The 15,377-nt window shown below is 33.7% G+C and carries 18 protein-coding genes; 8 read left to right on the forward strand and 10 right to left on the reverse strand.

The window, feature by feature from the left end:
• Positions 1 to 14 precede the first annotated feature (14 nt).
• From LUD75_RS04000 to LUD75_RS04040, 9 genes are all read right to left on the reverse strand, one after another.
• Positions 15 to 1,151 (reverse strand): relaxase/mobilization nuclease domain-containing protein, encoded by a 1,137-nt coding sequence (locus tag LUD75_RS04000; protein ID WP_232704403.1) that lies wholly within the window; start codon positions 1,149 to 1,151, stop codon positions 15 to 17.
• Positions 1,144 to 1,593, reverse strand: a complete 450-nt coding sequence (locus tag LUD75_RS04005) for a special sigma factor (protein ID WP_232704404.1) — start codon at positions 1,591 to 1,593, stop codon at positions 1,144 to 1,146. The genes LUD75_RS04000 and LUD75_RS04005 overlap by 8 nt, the downstream gene beginning before the upstream one ends.
• Before the next feature lie 177 nt (positions 1,594 to 1,770).
• Positions 1,771 to 2,622: a toprim domain-containing protein gene (locus LUD75_RS04010; protein ID WP_232704405.1), complete on the reverse strand. Its 852-nt coding sequence runs from the start codon at positions 2,620 to 2,622 to the stop codon at positions 1,771 to 1,773.
• 266 nt (positions 2,623 to 2,888) lie between these two features.
• Positions 2,889 to 4,127 carry a primase-helicase family protein gene (locus LUD75_RS04015; RefSeq protein ID WP_232704406.1) on the reverse strand — a complete coding sequence of 413 codons (1,239 nt, stop codon included), beginning with the start codon at positions 4,125 to 4,127 and terminating at the stop codon, positions 2,889 to 2,891.
• Positions 4,128 to 4,200: 73 nt separating this feature from the next.
• On the reverse strand, positions 4,201 to 4,479 hold the full coding sequence (locus LUD75_RS04020; RefSeq protein ID WP_002976362.1) for a helix-turn-helix domain-containing protein: 279 nt from the start codon (positions 4,477 to 4,479) through the stop codon (positions 4,201 to 4,203).
• A 196-nt stretch (positions 4,480 to 4,675) separates the two neighbouring features.
• The gene (locus tag LUD75_RS04025; protein ID WP_232704407.1) at positions 4,676 to 5,926 is read right to left on the reverse strand and encodes a hypothetical protein; all 1,251 of its coding nucleotides are present in this window, start codon (positions 5,924 to 5,926) and stop codon (positions 4,676 to 4,678) included.
• 145 nt (positions 5,927 to 6,071) lie between these two features.
• Entirely contained in the window at positions 6,072 to 6,647 is a 576-nt protein-coding gene (locus LUD75_RS04030) for a hypothetical protein (RefSeq protein WP_232704408.1), read from the reverse strand.
• 138 nt (positions 6,648 to 6,785) lie between these two features.
• Positions 6,786 to 7,520 (reverse strand): hypothetical protein, encoded by a 735-nt coding sequence (locus LUD75_RS04035; RefSeq protein WP_232704409.1) that lies wholly within the window; start codon positions 7,518 to 7,520, stop codon positions 6,786 to 6,788.
• 15 nt (positions 7,521 to 7,535) lie between these two features.
• Positions 7,536 to 8,777: a tyrosine-type recombinase/integrase gene (locus LUD75_RS04040; RefSeq protein WP_232704410.1), complete on the reverse strand. Its 1,242-nt coding sequence runs from the start codon at positions 8,775 to 8,777 to the stop codon at positions 7,536 to 7,538.
• Positions 8,778 to 9,125: 348 nt separating this feature from the next.
• On the opposite strand from LUD75_RS04040, the gene LUD75_RS04045 reads away from it, so the two are divergent.
• Positions 9,126 to 9,920 (forward strand): alpha/beta hydrolase, encoded by a 795-nt coding sequence (locus LUD75_RS04045; RefSeq protein WP_232704411.1) that lies wholly within the window; start codon positions 9,126 to 9,128, stop codon positions 9,918 to 9,920.
• Positions 9,913 to 11,019: a PAS domain-containing sensor histidine kinase gene (locus tag LUD75_RS04050; RefSeq protein ID WP_232704412.1), complete on the forward strand. Its 1,107-nt coding sequence runs from the start codon at positions 9,913 to 9,915 to the stop codon at positions 11,017 to 11,019. The genes LUD75_RS04045 and LUD75_RS04050 overlap by 8 nt, the downstream gene beginning before the upstream one ends.
• A gap of 44 nt (positions 11,020 to 11,063) precedes the next feature.
• Here LUD75_RS04050 and LUD75_RS04055 read toward each other — a convergent pair whose 3' ends face one another.
• Entirely contained in the window at positions 11,064 to 12,056 is a 993-nt protein-coding gene (locus tag LUD75_RS04055) for an SDR family oxidoreductase (RefSeq protein WP_232704413.1), read from the reverse strand.
• Between the two features lie 172 nt (positions 12,057 to 12,228).
• Here LUD75_RS04055 and LUD75_RS04060 point away from each other — a divergent pair, with 172 nt between their 5' ends.
• From LUD75_RS04060 to LUD75_RS04085, 6 genes are all read left to right on the forward strand, one after another.
• Positions 12,229 to 12,399: a lmo0937 family membrane protein gene (locus tag LUD75_RS04060; protein ID WP_232704414.1), complete on the forward strand. Its 171-nt coding sequence runs from the start codon at positions 12,229 to 12,231 to the stop codon at positions 12,397 to 12,399.
• Positions 12,400 to 12,555: 156 nt separating this feature from the next.
• Positions 12,556 to 12,924: a hypothetical protein gene (locus LUD75_RS04065; protein ID WP_232704415.1), complete on the forward strand. Its 369-nt coding sequence runs from the start codon at positions 12,556 to 12,558 to the stop codon at positions 12,922 to 12,924.
• 68 nt (positions 12,925 to 12,992) lie between these two features.
• Entirely contained in the window at positions 12,993 to 13,268 is a 276-nt protein-coding gene (locus LUD75_RS04070) for a YHS domain-containing protein (RefSeq protein WP_232704416.1), read from the forward strand.
• Positions 13,249 to 13,944, forward strand: coding sequence for an SCO family protein (locus LUD75_RS04075; protein ID WP_232704417.1), 696 nt, complete (start codon positions 13,249 to 13,251; stop codon positions 13,942 to 13,944). The genes LUD75_RS04070 and LUD75_RS04075 overlap by 20 nt, the downstream gene beginning before the upstream one ends.
• 63 nt (positions 13,945 to 14,007) lie before the next feature.
• Positions 14,008 to 14,676, forward strand: coding sequence for a superoxide dismutase (locus LUD75_RS04080; protein ID WP_034973036.1), 669 nt, complete (start codon positions 14,008 to 14,010; stop codon positions 14,674 to 14,676).
• 7 nt (positions 14,677 to 14,683) lie between these two features.
• The gene (locus LUD75_RS04085) at positions 14,684 to 15,049 is read left to right on the forward strand and encodes a hypothetical protein (RefSeq protein WP_232704418.1); all 366 of its coding nucleotides are present in this window, start codon (positions 14,684 to 14,686) and stop codon (positions 15,047 to 15,049) included.
• Positions 15,050 to 15,377: the final 328 nt, after the last annotated feature.

A 15,377-nucleotide genomic window follows, 5' to 3' on the forward strand; every position in this document is an offset into this window, starting at 1 on the left:
TTTTAAATTTCTGATTATCGTCTTAATTTCCGCTTCTTTTTCCAGAGTTCATCTTCATCCTGAGAAACATAGGTTGGTTTAAGGAAGTCTCCTAATAATCTACCTGCAATCTCTATTAAACTTTCATTTGTTTCTGATTTCAGATGATTATTTACAATATTTTGACTTACTGATTTTAGCATATCACCAAAATCAGAATCTATTGCCTGAAGAGAAAACCCGACATTTTTCCGAAAAAAGAATCCGTTTTTGTGTTGATTGCTATCAACTTTATTTATCCATATATCTTTAATTTGATTTTTTTGACCAGCTTTAAATTCTCCATTATATTGAATCTTTACAGAAAATCCTTTCTGTTGTAAATTTTCCTGAAATACCTTTAAGTTGTCAGTATTTCTTTGTACTTCCATAACCGCTTTTTTAACTTCAAACAGAGATTTTATCTCAGAAATTTTCAATTGATTTGAGATTTCAGATAATTTGTAACCAGCTTTATAAATCCTTTCTGTATGAAAATTTTTGTCTTTTTCCATCACAATCCGCATTCCCGATATCCCGTCTTTGACATTTGAAGACAATTGAATTTCAAAACCTCTTTTCTTCATTGCTACGATCAGATCATCAAAATTATCTTCTGACCTAATAACTTCGATTAAGCTTTTCAGCATTTCGTCTTTTTTCTGAATTCCAATTTCAACATCAGTTAATAATCCTTTTTCTTTGCAGACTTGTCTGACAGCTTCTCCAAATCTTCTTCCGATATCGTGTGCTTTCACAGTGCACTTTCCAGAAATATCAATTCTGTTGACAACAAAATGAATATGCTTATGTTTCGTACTATTGTGAATATCCAATCGGTATTGATTTTTGTTTGTCACACCAACTTCTACAAGAGCTTCTAATGCAATTTGTTTTAATTCTTCATCCTTCAATTTTCTACCGATTTCGTCTGGTTGAGAAATATAGCCAGTCAATGCCCATTTCTTTACTTTAGGATTTCGAACAGCGACAGTTTTCATCTCGTTAAATTGACCTTCTGCTATTTCACTCAATAGATAATTTGAAGTTACCATTTCTGCTGTTCCTTTATCGTTTCCATTGTATTCTAAAGCAATTTTTGTTATCGCTCTTGTGGTTGCCGAATTATTCATCTCTCTGAGTTTTAGAATATAAATATTGATAAATCAAATCAACTACATTCTCAATTTTTGCTAAAATCTCTTTCTTATTTTCAAAAACATTCCATTCTCTATTTCGTAAAAGATTAGTAATTTTTTTGAAATGATTCCCATATTGAAGTAAGACTTCATCGGTCTGAAATTCATTAATTTTAAGTTCTTTTTCGAACAAGATATTTCGGATATAAGTAGAAAGTTTCAGCGGATATTTTTCTTGTTTTTGAATGAGAGTTTCATATTCAGAATTGGTCATTCGTATTGAAATAACCTTATCCAGTTTTTTATTTTCTTTGGTCTTCAAACCTCCTTTCCGACCTACTTCCTGGAAATATTTTTTTCTTTTTTCCTGAGCAATTTTGGCTTCGTTTTCTTTGGTGGCTCGGTTTATAAATTCTTGTAAAAAGTCTTTTTCCATTGTATTAATTTTAGCATATTTAAAAACATTTCTGACGATAGGAAGAAATCAAAAATCCCAATTTTGCAATCAGCGGATACGCTTATTGTAAACTTTGGGTACTTTTTGCACACTAACATACCACCATATTTTACCTGTGTTTATTTTACTCACCTTCTCCTTTGTTTCACTTGTCTTTCAGGTAATGGATTTTTTGTGAATCATCCAATCATTTAAGTCTTTAAAATCTGAATATAAAATCCGACAATCTTCTGCGTTTTGATTTTCATTTTTAATAATTTCAACCGCACGATTTCCGGCTTCGTCATTGTCAAAATAAAGCTCAATATTTTCATAACTATCAAGTGATTTTTTAATGTTTGAAATCATCGAAACGGAATTCAAAATGAGGTAATCGGCAGGCTCTTTTTCTAAAAAAACATCTACACTTTTAAAAGAAAGAAAATCGAAAAACCCCTCGAACACCCGGAGCGAGTCTGATCCATTTTTAATGGTAGAAACATCTTTTTTGCCCAAACAAATTTTTGAATATTTATTGCGGATTTCATAACCATTAGAATCGTTCTTAAAACCAATTCCGAAATACTTTTTATCTTTCATCCGATAATGAATTTCGTTTAAGAACTGAGTTTGGTTTCCAACTTTTCTTTCTCTTAAATATTCCAAAAGTGCAGGATGCTGAACGTTTTTAATTTCAATGATCTCATATTGTTTAGATAAATTTTCTACTTTCTGATTTGAAATACTTTGCTGTTGAAAAGAAGAAAAACTCTGCTTCTCAACCCACGCTAAAACTTCATTGACCGAAGCGTTCAGGTATTTCTTTACAAAGTCGGTATTCGTACCACCGATTCCTTCTGAAAATAAATACCAATAGTTTAGACTTTTATTGATTTTAAAAGAGGCTTGGGATTCGTTGGCAAAAGGGTTGAGATACCAAGCTTCTTTTTCATTTTGTTTCGTTGGAAGGTGTCCGAGAGAAAGGAGGACTTCTTCCAACGATATGCTATTAAATTGTTTGCAGTTCATTTTGTAATTTTTAATGTTTTTTGGTTATAAATAATAGGTGTACTGTCGGTTCAAGCGGATAGGTTTGGTTTTGACTAATTTTTGATGAATTGATGAGAAAACCTTGTATTTATTTGAATGATAATATTTTACATTCTCATCAAACTCTCATCATCTCATCAAACTTGAAATATTCTTCTCATCATCCTCTCATCAAAAACCAAGGTTGAAAAATTTGATGAGGTTTTTGATGAGATGTAACTAATTGATTTTATTTTCATTATCAATTAATTCATCATTTCATCAAATCTTTGAAGAATAAAATTCCTTTCTATTGTAAAATAACGCCCTGTTTTGTTCTGTTGGAAAAAACTTAAACCATAATCGAGGTCGTATTTGATATAGGACAAAGAATTACTTTGAGGTTCGAGTTTCCAGTTTTCTTTCAAGATTTTTCGGACATCATTTACCGTCCAATATTGTTTGCTGAACATCTTACCGAGCATATTGAAAATATCCTGAGGAATACAATGGATCTTGCAGTCTTCATTACTTTCGAAAAACTCATATAAAAGCTCGATGATCTTGGATTCCAGTTTATTGTTGTTCTTCCAAACCAATCTTTGAAGAGCCTTTGTTCTGATCTGTGAATCCGTGAACCACATCCTTGTCTGCTTACGACTGTGGAAAGGTCTTTGAATTAAGTATCGAAGAAAATAAGGAATCTCTCTGTTGAGATTTTTTAGAAATTCGGTGTTTTCGATTTTAATCGATTTTACTTTGATGATCCAGAATCGGATCTCATTTTCATCAATCTGAATGAAGTTATCTTCATTATTGGAACAGAGAATGAATTTTCCAAAAAATTCCACTTCTTCACGATCTTTTCCTTTTGCCTCCTTCTTGTCTTTATCAGTCGTTGAAAGATATTTTAATCGTTCAGTAATTTCTTTTTTATCAAAGAATACTTCATCAATAGCAACGATTAGCATTGATGTCCAATCCGAATTGAACTGACTGCTGAAAGAATCTCCTTTTATGTAGGTCATATTAAGTCCAAAAATGGATTTCAGCCATTTTATGAAAGTGGATTTTCCGGTAGATCTTTCCTTGCTTACAAGACAAAGAATCGGAAGTATCTGTGTTGGATATTGCAGTAAGATCTTGATATAATCCAATCCTAATTCCAACTGTTCTGCGAAAATATGCTCCATAAATCTAAGTGAAAATGGAATCTTTTCTTTTAGGCTTGTTTGCTTCGGTGTTTCTTTAATCGGCTGATAAGGAATCTCATTGTAAACATTATAGAATCCTTGGATAATTTGTTGGTATTGCAAATGGGAAGGAATACAACAGAAGCCGTCATACTTGGGAACTTTTGAGACGTATATCTTTCCGTGATCGCTGATAATGGTTTCACGATTCCATCGAGTTAGTATTGAGATCTTATCTCCTGAAATTAACGGTTTCTCAATAGTTTTATAGTAGGTGGTTCCTACTCTTAGATAAGGGATTTTTTCGCTCATATTTTAAAGGTTTGATTCTGTACAGGAAATACAGAAGGGTGAATTGGAATGCTTGATAAATAAAAGTCTCTATCTATCTCCTATACTTAAGCGACTTGACTTCGTTTAAAGCATCCATAAGATCAAAATGGTTGACTCTGTAGAATCTTCCAATTTGTTCCGCCTTAATGTTACCTTTTAAAATATGTGAGCGTACGGTTTGATAATCGAGTTTTAGAATTTCTGAACACTCTTTGATAGAGTATAGTTTCTTTTTCAACTCAATTTCAGGTTCTTTTTTGAGAGAGTAGAGTAAGTCTTTCACTTCCCCTAGTTCGTCAAGAATTGTTTGGAATGGATTTGTTGTCTGCATAATCTGTGATATTTATTTGCAGACAAAATTGTGTTATTGGAATATCTAATTATGCAATTTTACTCAATTGTGTTAAGTTTAATAATTGATATCCAGCCGTTTATAAATTACCGGAGTAGACATATCATTCTTTGGTAATCTAAAGACAACAAAGAATTTTTCCAATTTTTTAAATTAATATAAGCCGATGTGTTAATTATTGAATATGATAAAGTTGAATAGCTAATCTAATCTCTCTATTTTTATCACCATTTATATGAAATCTATAATTAAACCAATTTTCATCACTTTTTGACACAAATCCTATATAATTAGGATGTTTAGAAGTAGTTGTCTCTACTTTTGACAAAATAGTTGTAAAATCTTTTTGTTTAACAAAGATAATTACTGAACCCTTTGTATCTCTCCAAGTTAAATAATTGATTAATTGTGTTATTGTATCAAGATAACCTTTTTCACCTGTCCAAAATTTACATTCTGCAATGAAGATTACGGAGCTGTCATATCTAAGTTGAATATCAGTTTTTCCTGTTTTATTAAATGTTTCACCAGAAGCAGAACCAAATTCAAAGTTTGGATCTAAAGTCATAAGTATATGATCTCTTAAATCCTCTTCACCTTTGCCTTTATAAACACTTGGCATTCTTTCAAAGTTTTTTCCTACATCATTTATGAGTTTTAAAATTTGATTATAAATATCTAAATCTATTGTAGGTTCTGGTTTAAAAGGTTGGGTACCTGCTTCAGGCTTACTCACTTTTATTTTAGTTCGTAATGTTGGTCTTGGAACAGAAAAAGTTTCAGGTGTATTTTTACTTTTTCTCATTGGAACACCTAAAGAATTCATAAATTCATTTTGTGACAAAAACTTATTTTTTCTTTTTCTTATTTCTCCAATAATCCAGCTTTTGAGAGAATTATTAAATTCATCAATATTCTGATGTAATTCACTTAATTTGCGTTGTGTAATAACAACATTTTCATCGTATTTTGATCTAATAATTTTTGCATCATTGTAAAAATCAATTATCTCAAGTTTCAATTTATCGAATTCAACTTCGAAATCAGAGCTTCCTCCACCTATTGTTATTCTGTTAATTCCAGGCGTATATTTTAATAATTCAGAATTTCCTGTGATAGGTACAAAAAATTGAATTACTTCTCTAGGATAAGACTCTCGATCCCTTATGTGGAATGACATTGGAAAATATTCTGCAGGAATGTTTTTTTCAAAATTATCAGCATAAACATCTTCAAATTGAATAATAGGTTTTTCTATTTGGTATTTTTCTAATAAATAGTCTGTAAATTGTTCTTCACTCACATTTAGAATGTAAGATTCAATAGTAGAGTTTATTTCAGTTTCTAAACTACTTGTTTGAGATTTAAAGTATTCTCCAATTGAACCTTTTCCTCCAAATATTCTATTTGACGAATTTCTGTACATTATGTTGGTATAATATTTCTGTTAATGGTTTGCATCTTGGAGAAGTGGCGGACATCGAAGCACAAATGTTCAGTTTTGAACAAAAGTTCAATCGAAGAACTGCCGTTAAATTTAGCACTAAATCTACCATTTTGACAAACTGCTGTTAGGAAATGCTTTTTTTAATTGGATATTCAAAATCAGGATATATCTTATCAAATAATTCTAATTCCTCTTCGTCATATTTTTTTTCACACCATCCTGTTGATATATTTATCTCTCCAAAACCAAAATAAAACATATCATTTTCATAATATCTGATTTTGTTTTCAGAAAAATATTCCAGAGTTGTTTCAAGAGAAGACCCTTTGTCATTCAATAGTTTTTCACGGTTTAACCAAAACAGTGTATTGTCACCATAAATACCACCAATTTTAATTTGTGCTGTTTCGAAATCCAAGTTTTTCAAAATATCCTCAAATTCCAAAATAAAATTATATAATTCATTTGTGTCATATAAGAAATATTTTGCGCTACGTCCAAAAGTAATAAATACATTGTCGTAGCAATATGGTTTCTCTTCTGTTCCAACTGAAAAAATTGCAGGATGAAAATAATAATAGTTTTTAGTGATTAATTCATTTTGAATAAACCTAATTGCTTCTTTATGATTTCTTGTTTCGTTTCTTGCGTAATCCATATCTAGCATTAAAACACCATAAAAATAGTTCCATTCATACATATATTATTTATTTTTTATTGAAGATTCTACTAAATATGAAATTGTTATTTTATCGTTGCACTTAAAATCGCCTAACGTCCAAATATACGTAATTTACTGGTAGCGAAAATTTTCTCAACTCTACCAACCATATAAAATTCAATACTTTATATTAAGCAACTTTGATAATTCTTGGTAGATATTTTCTTCAAAGTCATTTGGTTTGACTGTGATTGCTCTTGAAAATGTTCCTTTATCAAAGTTGGTATTATATTCATTTTCCATAGCCTCAATTATTGTTGTATCTTGGAAATCTGGGTTTATGATGTGATTATCCTTTAGAAAACGGTGAATTCTTATAAATGAAGATTTCTGATCTACTAGCAGATTGTGATTTTCATCGATGAATTTTTTATCTTTTAAAAAAGCGAGGAAAATTTTTGAACTGTTATCACCGATCATAATATCTGATAAACTAATTTCTCTATTTGTTTTGTGTTTTAAGGCGAAATATAGAAAAAGTGTAGTTTCGGCACCTTTTAAAAAATTTCCCTGCAATTTCATCAGATTACTTGAACTTAACAGTCTGTTTGATTCTTTTTTATATTGATCCAAACAGTATTGGATTTTTTCCTCAAAATTGTGATTTCTTGATTCATCAATATCTTTGAAATGAAAACTGAAAAAATTGTCTAACTTTTCATATTTGATCAGAAACTCATCCTTTATTTTTTCATTAAGAACAATTTTAGAGGATTTTTGTTGGGCTTTTTTAACTCTCCTTTGTAATAGCTTCTGAATCTTTTCTCCCTTTATCCAATAATAAATCATCATAGGATAGCCTACAAATTCTTCCCAAAGATTCCATTGTCCGTAAAGCTTTTTTTGATCCATAATCTAAATTAATGATTATTTGAAAACCTCATTCATATAATTGATTTTATCTTCTTCGCTAGGTCGATAATAGGCATTGAAAACCTCCAAACTTGTATGACCTGTATAACTCATTATCACTTTATCAGGAACTCGTTTGTTTTTCATAATAGTAATAAAACTTCTTCTCGCCGTATGCGAGGAGATTCTTGTCCAAAATTCAGACTTGAAATCTACTAATTCATCGCCATACTTCATTGTCTTCTTTATCTCATCAGTAAATTTTAATTCTTTAAAAACCTCCTTAATATATTCGTTCATCTTCTGATTAGTGATGCTCGGCAAATTATAATCATATTTTTCCAGAATTGATTTAGATATACTATTTAATGGGATCGCCAAATTTTTTGATTTGCTTTTTAAATCAATTACTCTAATGAAATTACCTTCAAGATCGCTCTTTGATATTGTGCTATAATTACCGAACCTCATTCCTGTAGTGCAACCAAAAACAAATAGGTCACGAACTTTTTCCAATCTTTTATTTTTAGTAAGATCGTAATTGTAAATTAGCTCTACCTGTTCGTAATTCAAAGCAATTTCGTCAGTAATAAATTTAGCAGGTTTCTTGAAAGAAATAAAATCATTATTGTAAGTATATTTCTTGTTTAAAGCCCAAAGCAAAAAAGTCTTTAAAAGACCAACATTTCTATGCACTGTGTTCGCAGAATGCTTCTTTTCTTCAATACAGTATTTAAGAAATTTGTTATATAGCTTATCATCAAATTTTCCGAGAGTAACTTTTATTTTACTATTCTTCTCAAAATCTTCAAGTAAAGTTTTGTTACATTTATAACGTTTTAAAGTCGAATTTGAAATCGAATTTCCTGTATAATCATTTTCTTTCTCATCCAAAAATTCCTGATAAATTCTAAAAAAATCACTTTTTACCGTAATTTTCTTGAATTTTTCATCAAATCGTTGTTTGAGTAGATCTACAGTAAGTTCTTCGCTTATATTTTTATAACGATTTACTATCTCAGTAAAAAAACTACTGTACCTATCTAGTTGCATTTTCAGACTTCTATGAATTTCAGCTCGCTTAGTTCTTCCATTCAAATCGTTAGGTTGCCTATTTTCAAAGTCCCATTCAAAAGGCTTAATTTTTTCACCAGTAGAATAGATAAAATTCTTATTTTCACTGTTGAAAAAAGTACGGAAGTAAATGAGGGTTTCCTTAGTTTCACTAGGCTTCTTGAGTTTAAAAGTGTAATTCATTGGGTGCCAGTTTGGGTGCTACTTCTTCTATATTTAGATATAAAAACTAATTATATTCACATATACAAATATAGTTAAAATACTGATAAATAGAACACTTACATATTTTAAGTTATGTTAAAATATATAAGGTTCGAAAACCTCCAACTCCACTTTACATGAAAGGGTTTAACTCCTTTTGACAACAAAAACACTCTTTATCAATGATTTGGAGTGTTTTTTATTTTTCATCCACTTCCAATGGTTGTCTTTGAATGTCATTTTGGTGGTAACAAATGTGGTAGCAGGACATTTCATTTTTTTATCGAAAATGAAATTAATAGATTAAATTTACCAAAATTAAGTGTTTTGAGTGCAATTAATAGGAATAACGTTGTTGTAATTGGAAATGGCGAAAATGTAATGATGTTTGCGCATGGTTTCGGTTGTGATCAAAACATGTGGCGTTATGTTTATCCTTCTTTTCAAAAGGATTATAAGATTGTACTGTTCGATCACGTTGGTGCCGGAAACTCTGATATTTCTGCCTATTCTTTTAAAAAATACGATAAACTCGAAGGCTATGCTGAAGATATTGTGGAAATTGCCAGAGAACTAAATCTTAAAAATGCAATCTTCGTCGGACATTCCGTAAGTGCTGTGATGGGCATCATTGCAGCTGGTATGGCTCCTGATATTTTCAAAAGTCTAATTCTTATCAGCCCTTCTCCATCTTATATTAATGAAGATGATTATGTTGGCGGATTCAGCAAGTCGGAGATTGACGAATTACTTGAATCATTGAACAACAATCATCTAGGTTGGTCGATGGCAATGGCTCCTGTCATAATGGGCAATCCTGAGAGAGCGCAACTAGGGAATGAACTAGCAAACAGTTTCTGTAAAACAGATCCCGAAATAGCTAAACATTTTGCAAAAACCACTTTTTTGACAGATAAGCGTGAAATATTAAAACACACAACAATTCCTGTTTTGATCCTTCAATGCAGCAGTGATGTGATAGCACCTGTGGAAGTTGGCCATTATATGCACGATCAAATCCCTGATAGTAAATTGGTTGTCATGAAAGCTACCGGACATTGCCCCAACTTAAGCGCTCCCGAAGAAACCATCTCCGCCATTAGCAATTTTTTAAATGATTAATAACCAAGCAAATTCTTTCACTGAAGATTTTGACGATTTTTTTGAATCGTCACTGAGTGGTTTTATCATTACAGACGGCGAAGGAAAGATTACCAGAATTAATAAACGTGCGACAAATTGGCTCAATAGTGATTCTGAAAAATTTCTGGGAAAACGTTTTTCCGATGTCCTTTCAATAGGCGGCAAAATCTATTTTGAAACGCATCTTTGGCCATTGCTTCGTATGCAGGGATACTTCGATGAGGTCGCAGTAGAACTTGTAGATTCAGGAAGCGGAAAAATTCCAATTTATATCAATGGCTACGAGAGAAGAGATGACGATGGTAAGCCAACATTTATGTGCTTTACTCTGTTCCGCGCTGCAGACAGACGTTTATACGAGCAGAATCTTCAAATAGCAACGCAACTTGCCGAAACAAATTTGAATATCGAAAAACAAAATGCCATAATTCGCGAACAGTTTATAGCAGTATTAGGCCACGACCTTCGAAATCCACTTAGCGGTATTATGAGCGCCACTCAATTACTCGAAAGATTGGACTTGGGTGAACGTGAAAAGAAAATGGTCAATATTTTGAAAACCAGCTCCAAAAGGATGCACGAAATGATCGATAACATTATGGATCTTGCCCGCGGTCGTTTGGGTGGCGGAATTACCATATCTCCTGTATCTGTAGATTTGGAAGAACTGCTAAATCAGGTAAGCGAAGAATTAAAAGTGACCTGGCCAGAAAAAGTAATCGAATCAGATTTTAACATTAACAACGTTGTATATTGCGACCCGGCAAGGATGTCACAATTGGTTTCCAATCTGCTTGCCAACGCCATTACTCACGGTGCACCTGATAAACCTGTCAATTTTAAAGCTGAAGCCAAAGGTGATTTTTGGGAAATATCTGTAACCAATCAAGGTCAGCCAATTCCAAAAGATGCTCTGCAAAATCTATTTCATCCTTTTCACAGAGAAGATTCTCACTCCAGCCACAACGGTCTCGGTCTGGGATTGTACATTGCTTCCGAAATTGCAAAAGCTCACGACGCAACTTTAACAGTTACTTCTGACGAACAGCAGACTTGTTTCACCTTTCAAAAAAAATAACCTGCTCAAACAGCAAGTCATTCTTATATTTTATTTAAACTGATTTATTTCTTCGAAGAATTATTCTTAATGATCATATAAGATAATCCCAATCCGATGCCTGCCAACAAAGCTAATTTCGTCTTTCTGCTCGGAACTGGCAAACTGGTTTCGCCGTAGATTCTGTGTGGTTTTGGAGATGGCCACATAATATTTCCTGGCGTTGGGTCTGCATTTTTGATTTTCATCATTGTGCGCATCGCTGCAGAAGCCGTGTTCATAATTGTTTTTGGAAATATACCGTAAAGATTTTTTATGATTAATGATTGAATGTCTGGAAACAATCCTTTTCTTGGATTCTTTGCCAACTCAACGATTTTCGCGGCTGTGTCTCTAGGATCTGCTGCGAAAGGTGGCACTTTGAAATCCAATCCTGAGAATTTTGCAGAGTGTGAATTTCCTGTGGAGCGTTGGATTTGAGGAAATAAATTACAGATGTGAACATTAGCAAAATCCGAAATTTCCCCCTGCAAACCTTCCATCATCCCACGGATTCCGAATTTTGTGGAGGAATAAACTGCACTGTAAGGCGCCGGCATAAATCCACCAATCGAAACATTATTAATTAAAATCCCTTCTTCTTGTTTTTTGAAAATCGGAAGAACACTGTACGCGCCGTGCATATAACCGAAAAGATTAGTTTTGATGACCTGCTCGTTGATTTCCATTGGGATCTCTTCGAATTTCCCGCTCGACATTACGCCCGCGTTATTCACCCAAATATCGATTCGTCCATTAAATTGCAAAGCTTCTTCTGCTAGTTTTTGTACTTCTTCTGCTACAGAAACATCGGTTGGAACGCCTAATGCGATAGCGCCCAAATCTCTGCAGAGACTTACGGTTTCATCCAAAGCTTCTTTTCCTCTCGCCGCAATCACGACATTACAGCCTTCTATGGCAAATGCTTCCGCTGTTGCTCTTCCTACGCCACTGCTTCCACCTGTAATGACGACTGTTTTTCCCGCTAAACTTCTTTCTGTAATATGATTTGATTCCATAGTATTGATTTGATGATTGAATTTATTTTAATTAATAAAATGTATAACTCATTAGCAATCAATTCTAATACCATAAGAACGCGACTAAATATTAAACCACACAAAAACAAGCTTTTATAAAAAAGGCACAGAATATGTATAGTAAAAATCAAAATAAACAAAATTTAAAATTATGAGAAATCTATTATGGTTAGTAGCAGTGATCTGTATTATAGTTTGGCTACTAGGAATGTTAGGAGTTGTGCCGGGAATGGCTACAGGAAATCTAGTTCACATCTTACTTGTGATCGCAATTATTGTAGTTCTTTACAATTTAATTTCAGGCAGAAGACCGCTTGATTAAATCAATACCACTTACATCTGCAAAACTACTGCAAATGAAAAAACTTAAAACCCACTTTTTTTGTGGGTTTTTTTATTGTCTTAATTTTATTGAGTTCTGACTTTTATCATTAATCTTTCAAAATAGAATGCTTTATATTTGTATTAATATTCAGCATTGAAAAGTCTATTTACCTTATTCATTATTTTCACCATTGCATTGCGTCCGCTGATGCCGATGGTTGATTATGCGGTAAATTATGATTTCATCAATAAGAATCTTTGCGAAAACAAAGCGAAACCAGAATTGCTTTGCAACGGAAAATGTTATTTGAAAAAAGAAATTGCAAAGACCTCAACAGACCAATCTAAAAATGATTCCCGAATCAACATTTCCGCTCTGGCAGACATTTTTATCATTAATGAAACCTTTGTTTTTTCATCTAATCATTTTAATATAATTGAAAACCTGAAAATCAATTCCGAGTTTTCTGATTCTTATAATTTTTCTCTATTCTCAAAAATTTTCCATCCGCCGTTGGTTTGATTTTAATAATTCAATGCTCTTCTACAAGAGTAATTTTTAAATTTTATTAAGATTAAAATCAACATCAAATGAAAACATTCATTTTAACGATACTCCTTTCTGTATCTGCATTTTCCTGCGCTCAGGAAACACCAAAGGTAAAACACGTTTCGAAGATGAAACCTGCGACCGACCTCAAAAATGTCAAAGTCGTCAACGCCGAAGACCCAGTCTGCAAAATGAAAACAGCAGATTATCTGAAAGATACCGCAGACTACAAAGGAAAAAAGTACGGTTTTTGCAGTGACCATTGTAAAGAGGAATTCAAAAAGAATCCGGAGAAATATGCCCAAAATACGAAGTAACAAAAAAGCAAAGCAAAATCCGAAGAGCAAAATCATCATTCCGATTGTCGTTCTCGCTTTGATTTTTGTGACGATTGGCGCCGGAATGAGCTATTTCAAAAAGAGTCTTTTCACCGTGATGAAAGTTCCTGATTTTGAACTGACGAATCAAAACAATCAGAAAATCAGCAACAAAGATATGCTCGGCAAAGTCTATCTGGTAGAGTTTTTCTTCAGCAAATGTCCAACGATTTGTCCCGTGATGAATTCCAATATGAAACACATCGAGGAAACCATCAACGATAAAAATTTCGGAATCATTTCCATCAGCATCGACCCGACGAATGACACGCCGGAAGTATTAAAAAACCACGCCAGAATGCTGGGAACCAAATCGCCGAACTGGCATTTTTTAACAGGAAACCGAGATTACATCGATAACTTGGCAGACCAGTTCAATATCTATGTCGGCGACAAGGAAGACCAATCGGAAAGCCTGAACCACAGCGGAATGATTGCACTCGTGGACCAAGAAGGAAATCTCCGTTCCAGATTTGATGAGAACAACAGCCCGATTTTATACTACTCTGGCTTGAATTATGAAGACTCAGAAGGTAAAACAACTTCGCTCATCGGAAAATACCATCCAGACCGTGAGAAGTTGATAGAAGACATTCGAAAATTATTAAAACAATAAAATGCTGACGGCGGTTGGCTTTTTGCATTTAAAAAATTTAAATATTAATCTAAATCCAATATTATGAAAATCAAGAAATTATTTCTCGCAAGTGCGCTTTCTGTAGCCACTTTTGCGACGGCACAATTCAAACAAACACCTTTGCCTTACGCCTACAACGCTTTGGAAGGCTCGATTGACGCAGAGACAATGGAAATCCACTATTCCAAGCACGCCGCGACCTACGTTTCCAATCTGAACAAGGCCGTCGCCGGAACACCATTGGAAAAAGAAAGCATCACCAAAATCCTTTCCCACATTTCCAAAGAAAGTCCAGCCGTGAGAAACAACGCCGGTGGACACTACAACCACGAGTTGTTCTGGACAGTTTTGACACCTGAAAAAAACACGCAACCATCTGCAAAATTGACAAAAGCCATCAACGAATCCTTTGGAAGTTTGGACGCTTTGAAGGAAAAATTGAGCAAAGCTGGCGCAGACCGTTTCGGTTCTGGATGGGCTTGGTTGGTCGTGACGGCTGACAAAAAACTGGCAGTCACTTCCAGCGGAAATCAGGACAATCCATTGATGGACATTGCCGAAGTCAAAGGAACGCCAATCTTGGGCATAGATGTTTGGGAACACGCGTATTACCTGAAATATCAAAACAAAAGAGCCGATTATTTGACCGCATTCTGGAACGTCACCAACTGGAAAGAAGTGAGCAAACGCTACGAAGAAGCTACAAAATAAGCCCTCCTTGAAATTAATTTGCAACATATTCCTCATCCTTTATCTGGTGTGCAAACCCGCATTTCCACTGGCGGAATATGTTGTAAATTATAATCAAATCCAGGTGCTCTGCGTCAACAAAGCGCGACCAGAAATCAATTGCAACGGAAAATGCTACCTCGGAAAAGAACTGGCAAAATCCAGCGAATCCGATTCTTCGCCACTTTCCAAAGGCAAAAACCAGGTCCAAAAAATATTGGACTTCTACATTCCGACTGAAATTTTCAAAGCCTCAATCGAACACAATTTTTCCCTCCCAAACCTGACTTTCACGTACAAAACAGGATACACCTTCCTCTTTCTGAGCTATATTTTCAGACCACCAATTTTTTAGTTGAACATATCAATCATTTGGGCGATTCCCTCTCCGACGCTAATCCAGCAACTCGGGTCGGGCTGTCCGCTACTATCTTTTTGTCTTACCACATTGAGTCTATAAAACGACGTTTGGTCAAAAGACAAAAAGGATATCCGCTACCATCCCTATCGCGGGATTCTGCATAAAATCAACGTTACAACTAAAAAATCATTTTCGTCCAATAAAATTAAAATACAATTATCAGTCGCTCTTCTAGAGCTTTAATTCTATCGATATCTATTTGCTATTAACAGTTCGCTTCTAACGAAGCTTTGCAAAGTCCCATCGGGACTGACTGTTGGTA

Origin of the sequence: Epilithonimonas sp. JDS, assembly GCF_021261315.1 — a bacterium.
Classification (GTDB): domain Bacteria; phylum Bacteroidota; class Bacteroidia; order Flavobacteriales; family Weeksellaceae; genus Epilithonimonas.

What these genes read in the sequence shown, in the direction of transcription:
- LUD75_RS04000 (WP_232704403.1), bottom strand. Translation starts at nt 1,151, where the DNA reads ATGAATAATTCGGCAACCACAAGAGCGATAACAAAAATTGCTTTAGAA.
- LUD75_RS04005 (WP_232704404.1), bottom strand. Translation starts at nt 1,593, where the DNA reads ATGGAAAAAGACTTTTTACAAGAATTTATAAACCGAGCCACCAAAGAA.
- LUD75_RS04010 (WP_232704405.1), bottom strand. Translation starts at nt 2,622, where the DNA reads ATGAACTGCAAACAATTTAATAGCATATCGTTGGAAGAAGTCCTCCTT.
- LUD75_RS04015 (WP_232704406.1), bottom strand. Translation starts at nt 4,127, where the DNA reads ATGAGCGAAAAAATCCCTTATCTAAGAGTAGGAACCACCTACTATAAA.
- LUD75_RS04020 (WP_002976362.1), bottom strand. Translation starts at nt 4,479, where the DNA reads ATGCAGACAACAAATCCATTCCAAACAATTCTTGACGAACTAGGGGAA.
- LUD75_RS04025 (WP_232704407.1), bottom strand. Translation starts at nt 5,926, where the DNA reads ATGTACAGAAATTCGTCAAATAGAATATTTGGAGGAAAAGGTTCAATT.
- LUD75_RS04030 (WP_232704408.1), bottom strand. Translation starts at nt 6,647, where the DNA reads ATGTATGAATGGAACTATTTTTATGGTGTTTTAATGCTAGATATGGAT.
- LUD75_RS04035 (WP_232704409.1), bottom strand. Translation starts at nt 7,520, where the DNA reads ATGGATCAAAAAAAGCTTTACGGACAATGGAATCTTTGGGAAGAATTT.
- LUD75_RS04040 (WP_232704410.1), bottom strand. Translation starts at nt 8,777, where the DNA reads ATGAATTACACTTTTAAACTCAAGAAGCCTAGTGAAACTAAGGAAACC.
- LUD75_RS04050 (WP_232704412.1), top strand. Translation starts at nt 9,913, where the DNA reads ATGATTAATAACCAAGCAAATTCTTTCACTGAAGATTTTGACGATTTT.
- LUD75_RS04055 (WP_232704413.1), bottom strand. Translation starts at nt 12,056, where the DNA reads ATGGAATCAAATCATATTACAGAAAGAAGTTTAGCGGGAAAAACAGTC.
- LUD75_RS04060 (WP_232704414.1), top strand. Translation starts at nt 12,229, where the DNA reads ATGAGAAATCTATTATGGTTAGTAGCAGTGATCTGTATTATAGTTTGG.
- LUD75_RS04070 (WP_232704416.1), top strand. Translation starts at nt 12,993, where the DNA reads ATGAAAACATTCATTTTAACGATACTCCTTTCTGTATCTGCATTTTCC.
- LUD75_RS04075 (WP_232704417.1), top strand. Translation starts at nt 13,249, where the DNA reads ATGCCCAAAATACGAAGTAACAAAAAAGCAAAGCAAAATCCGAAGAGC.
- LUD75_RS04080 (WP_034973036.1), top strand. Translation starts at nt 14,008, where the DNA reads ATGAAAATCAAGAAATTATTTCTCGCAAGTGCGCTTTCTGTAGCCACT.